At 62.0% G+C, this 3,225-nt stretch carries 1 protein-coding gene; it reads right to left on the bottom strand.

All coding sequences use genetic code 11. The features are described from left to right. The coding region (locus ACELLULO517_RS28370) for a beta strand repeat-containing protein (protein ID WP_227310862.1) at window positions 1–3,196 on the bottom strand (3,196 nt) is incomplete at its 3' end. Window positions 3,197–3,225 lie beyond the last annotated feature (29 nt).

The raw sequence follows: 3,225 nt of genomic DNA, 5'->3' as shown, positions 1-3,225 counted from the left end.
CCGTGAGGGTGAATTTGTAATAGTCAGCCGGGGCCGCGGCACCCACCCAGTCGCTGACACTGGCGACCGTGGCGACCGGGGCCGCCAGGGCGGTCGCCGCCGCCAGGGTCTGGCTGGGGCTGTTCGGCAGGGCCGTTGCCGCCGCCGTCAGGGTGAAGGGCGTGTCCGTCGTCGCATTGATGTGGATGTAATAGGTGCCGGCTGCCAGATCGGACAGCGGCGTGCGGATGGTGCCGGTATCGCTCGACGTGGCGGTGATCTGATTGCCGTCGGCATCGGTCAGCGTGACGGTCACCGGGCCGAGCAGGCCGGAGAGGTCAAGCGAGACGTTGGACAGGGATGCCAGGGTGAACTGATACCAGTCATCCGGGGCTGCCTGCCCGACCCAATCCGTCTGCGTGACGGGCGTCGCGCCCAGATTGCCCAGGGTATTGGCTGCGGCAAGCGAGCGCCCTGCCAGAAGGGCAGAAGCCGTCCCGGCCGCGGTGCTGGAACTGGCCGTTAGCGTATAGGTGGTGTCGGTGGTGTCATGCAGGTTGAGGTAATAGGTTCCGGCGGCCAGCGTTGCCGTCAGGGCGGCGCCCGAGAGCGCGGCATAGGGCGTGACCGATGTGATCTGGTTCCCCGAACTGTCGAAGAGCGTGAGGGTCGCACTGCCGTTCGAAGTCCCGGCCAGGGAGAAGGCGACCGTCGAGAGGCTTGAGAGCGTGAAGCTGTAATCGTCGTCCGGGGCGGCCGTGCCCACCCAATCCGAGACGCTGACAGCGGTCGTGCTCAGGGTGCCGAGGCTGGTGGCCGTGGCGAGCGTGGTGCCGACCGCATTCGGCAAAGCGACCGCTGAAGCGGAGAGGCTATAGCCCGAATTGGTGCTGCTATAATCGACGACGGCGTAATAGGTGCCGGCGCCGAGATTGTCGGTGATCAAGCCGTTATAGGTCGCACCGGCATAGGTCGCGGTGACGAGCCGGCCGTCCGCATCGTAAAGCGAGACATAATCGGAGGTACTGGCAGCCAGGCCGGAGACTTGCAGGGTCACCGCTGAGAGAGAGGAGAGCGTGAACTGATAGGCGTCGCGGGTATCGGCAGCACCCAGCCAATCCGCATAAGTCTGAGGGGTGGTGGTCAGCGCACCGATGACCTTGGCGGCGGCCAGCGTATTGCCGGCACCATCCGTCGCCGCGGTGCCGACCGTTGGTTTGCCGGTCGAGAAGGTCAGGCTGTAATTCGTGTCGGTACTGTCCGTAACCTCGACGTAATAGGTTCCGGCGGCCAGCGTATCGACCACCGAGGCTAGGCCGCCAGTGCCATATGATGATACATCAATCTGATTGCCCGAACTGTCGAGCAGATAGACCGTGCCGCTGCCGATGGCCGTCGCCAGCTTGAGCGTGACGGCTGTGGAGGCGGCGGAGAGCGTGAATTTGTAATAGTCGTTCGGCGCGGCATTGCCGACCCAGTCGGATTTGGTGACAGCCGTGGCGCCAAGTGCCCCGACGCTCGTTGCTGTCGCGAGGCCTGACCCGGCGGCATTGGGCAAAGCCGTCTCCGACGCCGCCAGCGTGTAGGTTGTATCGTAGCTGTCGATGATATGGATGTAATAGGTTCCGGCCGCCAGATCGGCCGAGAAGATGCTGCCATTGGCAGGATAATAGGTATAGGCGATCTGATTGCCCGAACTATCCAGAAGATAGAGGGTCTCATTGGGATTGCTGAGACCGGTCAGTTGCAGAGCAACCGTGGACAAGGAGGAGAGCGTGAATTTGTAGAAATCTTCCGGTGCGGCGCTGCCGATCCAATCTGATTTGCTGATCCCGGCCGCGGTCAGCGTGCCAAGCGCGGTCGCTGCCGCGAGCGTGGTGCCGATGGCATTGGGCAGCGCAGTCTCGGACGCCGACAGGGTATAGACGGTGTCGATACTGTCGCTGACATGGATGTAATAGTTACCGGCAGCCAGATTATCCGAAAGCGTCATCCCGCCAGGCGCAAAGTAGTTGTATTCGAGCACATTGCCTGCGGCATTCAGTAGAGTGACGACCCCGCTCGCATTGGTATTGCCGGTAAGGGTAAGCGAGAGGGAGGACAGACCCGCGAGGGTGAATTTATAATAGTCGTCCGGTGCGGCATTGCCGACCCAGTCGGATTTGCTGACCGCTGTGGTTGTCAAAGTGCCAAGCGCCGTCGCCGCGGCCTGGGTCTTACCCGTGACATTGGGGAGCGCGGTTGGTGTCGCCAGCAGGCTGTAGCCGGTGCCGCTGCCAGAAGCATCCTCGACATCAATATAATAGGTTCCGGCTGCCAGATCCTGCACGATCGAGCCAGGATTGATATTTGACCCCACCACGCCGGCGACCTGTGTACCGGTCGCATCATAGACGTAGAGATAAGCGTAGTCGGTGGCACTGATGCCGGAGAGACGGAGGGAGACTGTCGAGAGGCTTGCCAGGGTGAATTTGTAATAGTCATCGGTATCGGCGGACGAGACCCAGCCCGCCACAGTCTTGGCCAAGGCGGTCAGTGCAGCAAGTGATGTCGTATTAGCAGCCGCGATCGTATTGCCGGCATTGTCGGCTGCGGCGGCCGTTGCCACCGCAGGCAGGCCCGTCCAGGTCGAGAGCGTATAGGCTCCGTCCACGGTGCCTGTGACCGCGACATAATAGGTGCCGATGGTCAGGGCGTCGGACAGGATCGGGTAGCCCGTGCTGGAGGACGTAGCGCCCAGCTGGTTGCCATTGGCATCGTAGAGCGTCAGCGTATCGGAGGCATTGGACAGCTGCAGATTGACGGTCGCCGCTGCCGTGAGGGTGAATTTGTAATAGTCAGCCGGGGCCGCGGCACCCACCCAGTCGCTGACACTGGCGACCGTGGCGACCGGGGCCGCCAGGGCGGTCGCCGCCGCGAAATTCGACCCCGCCGCATTCGGCAAGGCCGTTGCCGAACTCGTCAAGGTGAAGGGCGTGTCGCTGGTCGCGTGAACATGAATATAATAAGTACCGGCTGCCAGGTTCGTAAAGAACAAGGCCGGGTCAGCGGCCGAGGCAGAGGACACATTGATCTGATTGCCGTTCGAATCCGTCAGCGTGATCGTCGCCGACCCTGATCCTAAGGGATCAGCCAAGGCCAGCGATACATCCGACAAAGATCCCAGCGTGAACTGATACCAACCATTCGGCTCAGACGAACCAACAAAATCAGACAAAACAACAGGCGCCGACGTCAGCGCACCTA

Origin of the sequence: Acidisoma cellulosilyticum, from assembly GCF_020621385.1 — a bacterium.
Classification (GTDB): domain Bacteria; phylum Pseudomonadota; class Alphaproteobacteria; order Acetobacterales; family Acetobacteraceae; genus Acidisoma; species Acidisoma cellulosilyticum.
The sequence above is the reverse complement of the archived record's forward strand: the minus strand, read 5'-3'. Positions and strand labels throughout refer to the sequence as shown.